The following is a 7,856-nucleotide window of genomic DNA, read 5'->3' on the forward strand; positions in this document are numbered from 1 at the left end:
CTTCGGTTAACTGCTGATATTTCATAGTTATTCGCTCATCTTTAGTCGGAAGAGCAGGATAGCTTATCGGTAGCTAACCGTCCCTCCATCTACATGACCGAGCGTTGCACTTATTATCTGAATTCGCGGTTTACTGAATCTTTCAGTGCTTTACCGGCACGGAAGCTAGGGACTTTGCCCGCAGCAATAGTGATCTCTTTACCGGTTTGTGGGTTACGACCAGTACGCTGAGCGCGCTCGCGCACGGAGAAGGTACCGAAACTGACCAGCGCCACTTCCTCGCCAGCCTGCAAAGATTTGGTTACTGAACCGATGAATGCATCTATTACACGTCCGGCTGCCGCTTTAGAAATATCGGCGTTTGCAGCAATTTTGTCGATCAACTTTGACTTATTCACTCACTCATCCCCCATAATTTTATACACCATGAGTCGGATTCTTCCGCTCACCTAGGTGCAATCGTTTATTATAGCCGTTCAGCCTGAGTTTGTTGAGCCTCAGCGACTCGAAACCTTGCCGTCACTAGCTTAATTGCACCCTAAGTAGCGGCACATGCCAGTCTTAATTTTACAGTAAATTTGCCTTAAATCACTATTTCGCGGTGACGACCTGCATGCCATAAGGGGCATTTTGCAGGGCCAACGCCAGCACTTCCTCAATACGCTTCACAGGATGAATATACAGGTCGGCAATAACGTTGTCCGGGATCTCTTCCAGATCGCGCTTGTTATCATCCGGGATCAGCACGGTTTTGATACCGCCACGGTGAGCCGCCAGCAGTTTCTCTTTCAGACCACCAATCGGCAGTACTTGGCCACGCAGCGTGATTTCACCGGTCATTGCCACATCGGCACGGACCGGGTTACCGGTCAGGCAGGAAACCAGTGCAGTGCACATGGCGATACCGGCACTTGGACCATCCTTAGGCGTTGCCCCTTCCGGAACGTGGACGTGAATATCGCGCTTTTCGTAGAAATCTGCGTTGATGCCCAGTTTCTCAGCGCGGGCGCGCACCACGGTCAGAGCGGCTTGGATAGACTCCTGCATCACTTCACCAAGCGATCCGGTGTAGGTCAGTTTGCCCCTGCCCGGAACACAGGCGGTTTCAATTGTCAGCAGATCGCCGCCCACTTCCGTCCATGCCAGACCGGTCACCTGACCGACGCGATTTTCGCTGTCGGCACGACCGTAGTCGAAACGCTGCACGCCGAGGGAATCTTTCAGATTGTCCGCGTTGATTTCGATATGTTTGATCGACTTATCCATCAGCAGCGTTTTCACCGCTTTACGGCACACCTTGGACAGTTCACGTTCAAGGCTACGCACGCCCGCTTCACGGGTGTAGTAACGAATGATGCCAACAATGGCGCTGTCGTCCACGGTCAGTTCATTTTTCTTCAGCGCATTGCGCTCAATCTGCTTGGATAGCAGGTGCTGCTTAGCAATGTTGAGCTTTTCGTCTTCGGTGTAGCCGGACAGGCGGATCACTTCCATACGATCCAGCAGCGGTGCCGGAATGTTCATCGAGTTTGAGGTTGCGACGAACATCACATCGGAGAGATCGTAATCCACTTCCAGATAGTGATCGTTAAAGGCTATGTTCTGCTCAGGATCAAGCACTTCCAGCAGCGCCGAGGCCGGGTCACCGCGCATGTCCGAGGACATTTTGTCGATCTCATCCAGCAGGAACAGCGGGTTTTTAACGCCCACTTTTGCCATTTTCTGGATCAGTTTACCCGGCATGGAGCCGATGTAAGTACGGCGGTGGCCGCGAATTTCTGCTTCATCACGCACCCCACCCAGCGCCATACGCACGTATTTACGTCCGGTGGCTTTGGCGATCGACTGCCCCAGCGAGGTTTTACCCACGCCCGGCGGTCCGACTAGGCAGAGGATGGGGCCTTTGATTTTGCTGACGCGGCTCTGGACAGCCAAATATTCTAGGATACGGTCTTTCACACGCTCAAGGCCAAAGTGGTCGGTATCCAGCATTTCCTGTGCTTTCAGCAGGTCTTTCTTCACCTTGCTGCGCGCATTCCACGGCACCTGAACCATCCAGTCGATATAGCCGCGCACGACGGTTGCTTCTGCCGACATCGGCGACATCATCTTAAGCTTCTGCAGCTCAGATTCAGTTTTGTCGCACGCTTCTTTCGGCATTTTGGCCGCATCGATTTTGCGCTTCAGCGCTTCATTTTCGTCTGGGGCATCGTCCATCTCGCCGAGTTCTTTCTGAATCGCCTTCATCTGCTCATTCAGATAGTACTCACGCTGGCTCTTTTCCATCTGCTTTTTGACGCGGTTACGGATACGTTTCTCAACCTGCAACAGGTCGATTTCCGATTCCATCATCGCCATCAGATATTCCAGACGCTCGTTAACGTCGGACATTTCCAGAACGGACTGCTTATCAGCCAGCTTAAGCGGCATATGCGCCGAAACGGTATCTGCCAAGCGTGCAGCATCATCAATGCTGTTCAGGGAAGTCAGCACTTCCGGCGGTATCTTCTTGTTCAGCTTGATGTAGCCTTCAAACTGATTGATCGCCGTACGCACTAGCACTTCCTGCTCGCGCTCTTCGATTTCCGGCGACGCGAGGTACTCTGCTTGGGCGGTAAAATGGTCGCCGTCATCGGATAACGTCGTGATATGTGCACGCTGCAACCCTTCCACCAGCACTTTCACTGTGCCATCAGGGAGTTTCAGCATCTGTAAAATTGAGGCAACGGTCCCGACTGAGAAGAGATCGTTAATGCTAGGCTCATCCGTTGAAGCGTCTTTCTGAGCGACCAGCATGATCTTTTTGTCATGATCCATGGCGGCTTCGAGGCAACGAATTGATTTTTCACGACCGACAAACAACGGAATGACCATGTGCGGATAAACCACTACGTCACGCAATGGCAACACAGGGATTTCAATGCGTTCAGAACGCTCAGGATTCATAGAGCTCTCTCTTAGTTTAATTTCCGCCAAGGTAAGGGGAACCGCATCATCCAGAAAAAGTTGCAGTTTTGACCCACAGGTATCTGAGTATATGGGGATGAACGAAATAGATTCAATGTTAGGGTAACGAGAAAAGTAAAAGGGGGAACATTTCCCCCCTTTTAAGATAACTGACTGGATTGATTTAGTTATTTATTCGCCAGATGCCTGCTGCGCTTCCGGTTTTCCATAAATCAACATCGGCTGGCTTTCACCGGCAATCACCGATTCATCAATCACCACCTTCTCGACGTCGTCAATCGACGGCAGATTGTACATGGTGTCCAGCAGTGCCGCTTCGACGATTGAACGCAGGCCGCGCGCGCCGGTTTTGCGCGACATCGCCTTTTTAGCGATCGCCGTCAGCGCTTCATCACGGAACTCCAGCTCCACGCCTTCCAGATTAAACAGCGCCTGATACTGCTTAGTCAGTGCGTTTTTTGGCTCGCGCAGGATCTGTATCAGCGCGTCTTCACTCAGCTCGGTCAGCGTCGCCACTACTGGCAGACGGCCGATGAATTCCGGGATAAGGCCAAACTTGATCAAATCTTCCGGCTCGACCTGCGCCAGCAGCTCCCCTTCGGTGGCTTTCTCTGACTCGCCCTTCACCGATGCGCCAAAGCCAATCCCGGTGCCGGTATCCACGCGCTGCGATACCACTTTATCGAGGCCGGCAAACGCGCCGCCGCAGATAAACAGAATTTTCGAGGTGTCAACCTGCAAAAACTCCTGCTGCGGATGCTTACGCCCGCCCTGCGGAGGAACGGCCGCCACCGTGCCTTCGATCAGCTTCAGCAGCGACTGCTGCACGCCTTCGCCGGAGACATCGCGGGTAATCGACGGGTTGTCAGATTTACGCGAAATCTTGTCAATTTCATCGATGTAAACGATACCGCGCTGCGCCTTCTGCACGTCGTAGTCGCACTTCTGCAGCAGCTTCTGAATGATGTTTTCCACATCTTCACCCACGTAGCCCGCTTCGGTCAGCGTGGTGGCATCCGCCATGGTGAACGGCACATCCAGCAGGCGTGCCAGCGTTTCCCCCAGCAGGGTTTTACCGCTACCTGTCGGGCCGATCAGCAGAATGTTACTTTTACCCAGCTCGATACCGTTGCTGATGTCACCGTTACGCAGGCGCTTGTAGTGGTTATACACCGCCACCGACAGCACCTTTTTCGCCCGCTCCTGGCCGATAACGTAATCGTCAAGATGGTGGCGGATCTCATGCGGCGTAGGCAGGAAATTACGCTCACGGTGCGGCGCAACCTCTTTAATCTCTTTGCGGATGATGTCGTTACATAGATCGACGCATTCATCGCAGATATAGACTGACGGGCCGGCAATCAGCTTACACACTTCATGCTGGCTTTTGCCGCAAAAAGAGCAGTACAGCAGCTTCCCTGAACCGTCTTTGCGTTTATCGGTCATTTACTTTCCCCTCATTGTCACACTCATCTTCCCACGTGAGGTCAGCTTCGCAGGCCGCCACCTGAACGGCCTGCAGAGGCAACGGCACTATAACAACATGTTAATCAGTTACGCTGGGACAACACTGAATCCACTAAGCCGTACTCTATGGATTCGCTCGCCGACAGGAAACGGTCGCGATTGGTATCGTGTTCGATCGTTTCAATCGTCTGACCCGTATGTTTCGCCATGAGTTCATTCATCATGTGCTTGGTTTTGATAATCTCACGCGCATGGATATCAATATCAGACGCCTGACCCTGGAAACCGCCCAGCGGCTGGTGGATCATCACGCGCGAATTAGGCAGGCAGTAACGCTTACCTTTCGCCCCTGCGGTCAGCAGAAATGCCCCCATGGAGCAAGCTTGGCCCATACAGATGGTGCTGACATCAGGTTTAATAAACTGCATGGTGTCGTAAATCGACATCCCTGCTGTGATCACGCCACCAGGAGAGTTAATATACAGATGAATGCCTTTTTCTGGATTCTCCGCTTCCAGAAACAGCATCTGTGCGACGATCAGGTTTGCCATGTGGTCTTCAACTTGGCCAGTCAGGAAAATAATGCGCTCTTTCAACAGGCGCGAGTAGATGTCGTATGAACGCTCTCCGCGAGAAGTTTGTTCAACCACCATTGGCACTAAAGCCATCTGAGGTGAAGTTAGTTCACGTTCGCCGCTGTATGACATTATCGTCTCCTGGATAAATTTCATTTGGCAACACTCCGTAGTGATATTACTTGAGAGCGATCAGGAACACTATGATTCCAAGCCTTACACCCGATGCCACCCTGACAGTTATCGGGCTCGTGACTTCGTGGTTACGATTTGGAGATGATCCACTGCTATTTCAAGCATAACAACGTTTTTATCAACTGCTAACCAAGAAAAGTAGCTTACGCGATGATTTGCAGATTAAATGAGCAAACAACCGTTAAAAGTAGTCGGATTTTGCCCTATAAATGACAAAAGCCCGTAACTGGGAGGTTGCGGGCTTCACGTCAACTTACAGATTTGATAATCAGGCCGGCTGGCTCTGGTCCATCAGTTCCTGGAAGTTAGTGGCTTTTTCAGTCACTTTCGCTTTTTCCAGCACGACTTCAACAGCCTGTTCTTCCAGCGCGACGTTACGCATGTTGTTTATCAGCTCGTTGTTCTTGCTGTAGAACTCGATGACTTCTGATGGATCTTCGTAAGCTGAAGCCATCTCTTCGATCATCGTTTTAACGCGGTCTTCGTCAGCTTTCAGCTCGTGGGTACGAATCACTTCGCCCAGCAGCAGGCCAACAACAACACGGCGTTTGGCCTGCTCTTCGAACAGTTCACGTGGCAGTTCAAGAGCTTGCGCTTTGTTGCCGCCAAAGCGCTGTGCAGCTTGGCGCTTCAGCACGTCGATTTCACCGTCGATCAGTGCAGCAGGAACGTCGATGTCGTTAGCTTTTACCAGACCATCGATTGCCTGAGTCTTCACGCGTTTACGCACGGCACCTTTCAGCTCACGCTGCATGTTTTTACGCACTTCTGCACGCAGACCGTCGACAGAACCATCTTCAACGCCGAAACGCTTGATGAACTCTTCGGTGAATTCTGGCAGCTCACGCTCTTCAACTTTCTTCAGCACGATTTCAAACTTCGCTGCTTTCCCTTTCAAGTTTTCAGAGTGGTAATCTTCCGGGAAGTTGACGTCAATAGTAAAGGTTTCGCCCGCTTTGTGGCCAACAACGCCTTCTTCGAAGCCTAGGATCATACGCCCCTGGCCCATCGCCAGTACGAAGTCAGAAGCTTTGCCGCCTTCGAACTCTTCACCGTCTACAGACCCGGAGAAATCGATGGTTGCGCGGTCTTCAGCTGTTGCTGCTGCGTCGGTTTCTTTCCAAGTAGCCTGATGCTTGCGCAGGGTGTCCAGCATGCTGTCAACGTCAGCGTCAGTCACTTCAACAACCGGTTTTTCAACTTCGATTGCGTCCAGACCTTTCAGCTCAACTTCCGGATAAACTTCGAACTCTGCAGAGAAAATGAAGTCTTCGCCGATTTTGTATTCGCCCGGCACATACTGAGGTGCGCCGGCCGGATTGATAGCCGGATTGATTTTTTCTTTGATGATCGCATCAACAAAGTTGCGCTGCATCAGATCGCCCAGAACATCTTGGCGAACGGAAGCACCGTAACGCTGTCTCACTACGTTCATCGGCACTTTTCCTTTGCGAAAACCGTCGATGAGCACTTTCTTCGCTACGCTGACCAGCTCACTTTTCACCGCGTTTTCGATCACATCTTTATCAACGGAAATCGTTACGCGACGGCCCAAGCCCTGAGTTGTTTCTACTGAAACTTGCATATTATCACCTCAAAAAATCACGTGCTCAGTCAACTTTAGATGCAGCCTGTGGTGAACACAGGCTGCATCGAAGAACCGGGACGACTTTTGGTGCCAGAACCGCATTCCCTGTTAACTGAAGCGTCCCGAAGACATTCCGGAAAAAATAGACGCAGCATTATAGCGACAACGTCTAAGCGAGTCGAGGCTACACGCCCCTCCAAATCGCGCTACTTTTACCATTTTTGTCGATATTGCGTCAGATAATAGCGGCCATAAATGAAAAAAAACGGCCCGTAGGCCGTTTTCTGTGAGTGCGCGTATTTTTACGCCAACGTTCCGGCACCACGGCAGTTCGGTGAGGCAGGTACGGTATCCTGTAACCCCTCCCACTCCTTCAGGGTATAGCTGTGTAATGCTAGCGCATGCACGCTGCCCGCCAGCTCCTCAGACAACACGCTATAAATAGCGCGATGCCGCGTGAAGAAACGCTGATCGTTAAAGCTGTCGCTAACGATCACCACTTTGAAATGACTCTCTGCACCTGCCGGCACGTTATGGCGGTAGCTTTCATCATGCACTTCAAGGTGCACCGGCGAAAACGCCGTACGTAACTTTTCTTCCATTCGTTCGCGGATCATACCTAAACTCCTCTGATGCAAAGAACTACATCCCATCCCTTTAAATCGTAGTCTGTTTTTAGCTAAAACTAGTCCGTTTTGCTGCATTTTTCCTGCGGAGGCAGATAACTCTGACGTCACAATGTAGTGGTCAACTAATACTGGCCACAGCATTAGACTGTAAGTAGTACAGCCGCTCAGATTCGTTGGGCGTCAGACTGCCGTTATACCAGTGGGGCCTGATAGCGCTGTAATATCCCGTTATATAGCGGATTATCGTGCCCTGGGCTTCGCTGAAGCTGTTATAGCCCTTCGTCGGCACCCATTCGGTCTTCAGGCTCCGGAAGAACCGTTCCATAGGGGCGTTATCCCAGCAGTTTCCCCGTCGACTCATACTCTGCTTTATCCTACAGCGCCACAGCGCCTACCGATATCTACGGCTGGTATAGGGGCTGCCCTGGTCGCTGT

General features: G+C 51.6%; 6 protein-coding genes and 1 pseudogene. All 7 read right to left on the bottom strand.

What is annotated here, in order from left to right; translation table 11 throughout:
• Nucleotides 1-113: 113 nt before the first annotated feature.
• Complete coding sequence (gene hupB, locus BBW68_RS06075) at nucleotides 114-398, bottom strand: nucleoid-associated protein HU-beta (RefSeq protein WP_070134435.1); 285 nt, start codon at nucleotides 396-398, stop codon at nucleotides 114-116.
• Nucleotides 399-591: 193 nt separating this feature from the next.
• Complete coding sequence (lon, locus tag BBW68_RS06080) at nucleotides 592-2,946, bottom strand: endopeptidase La (protein WP_070134436.1); 2,355 nt, start codon at nucleotides 2,944-2,946, stop codon at nucleotides 592-594.
• A 192-nt stretch (nucleotides 2,947-3,138) separates the two neighbouring features.
• Entirely contained in the window at nucleotides 3,139-4,413 is a 1,275-nt protein-coding gene (gene clpX / locus BBW68_RS06085) for an ATP-dependent protease ATP-binding subunit ClpX (RefSeq protein ID WP_070134437.1), read from the bottom strand.
• Between the two features lie 104 nt (nucleotides 4,414-4,517).
• Complete coding sequence (gene clpP, locus BBW68_RS06090) at nucleotides 4,518-5,141, bottom strand: ATP-dependent Clp endopeptidase proteolytic subunit ClpP (protein ID WP_070134438.1); 624 nt, start codon at nucleotides 5,139-5,141, stop codon at nucleotides 4,518-4,520.
• Nucleotides 5,142-5,472: 331 nt separating this feature from the next.
• Complete coding sequence (gene tig / locus BBW68_RS06095; RefSeq protein ID WP_070134439.1) at nucleotides 5,473-6,789, bottom strand: trigger factor; 1,317 nt, start codon at nucleotides 6,787-6,789, stop codon at nucleotides 5,473-5,475.
• Nucleotides 6,790-7,094: 305 nt separating this feature from the next.
• On the bottom strand, nucleotides 7,095-7,409 hold the full coding sequence (gene bolA, locus BBW68_RS06100; RefSeq protein WP_070134440.1) for a transcriptional regulator BolA: 315 nt from the start codon (nucleotides 7,407-7,409) through the stop codon (nucleotides 7,095-7,097).
• Nucleotides 7,410-7,539: 130 nt separating this feature from the next.
• Nucleotides 7,540-7,856, bottom strand: a pseudogene (locus tag BBW68_RS16010) (integrase core domain-containing protein); the annotation flags it as partial.

The sequence above is a fragment of the Candidatus Erwinia dacicola genome (genome assembly GCF_001756855.1).
Lineage (GTDB): Bacteria > Pseudomonadota > Gammaproteobacteria > Enterobacterales > Enterobacteriaceae > Erwinia > Erwinia dacicola.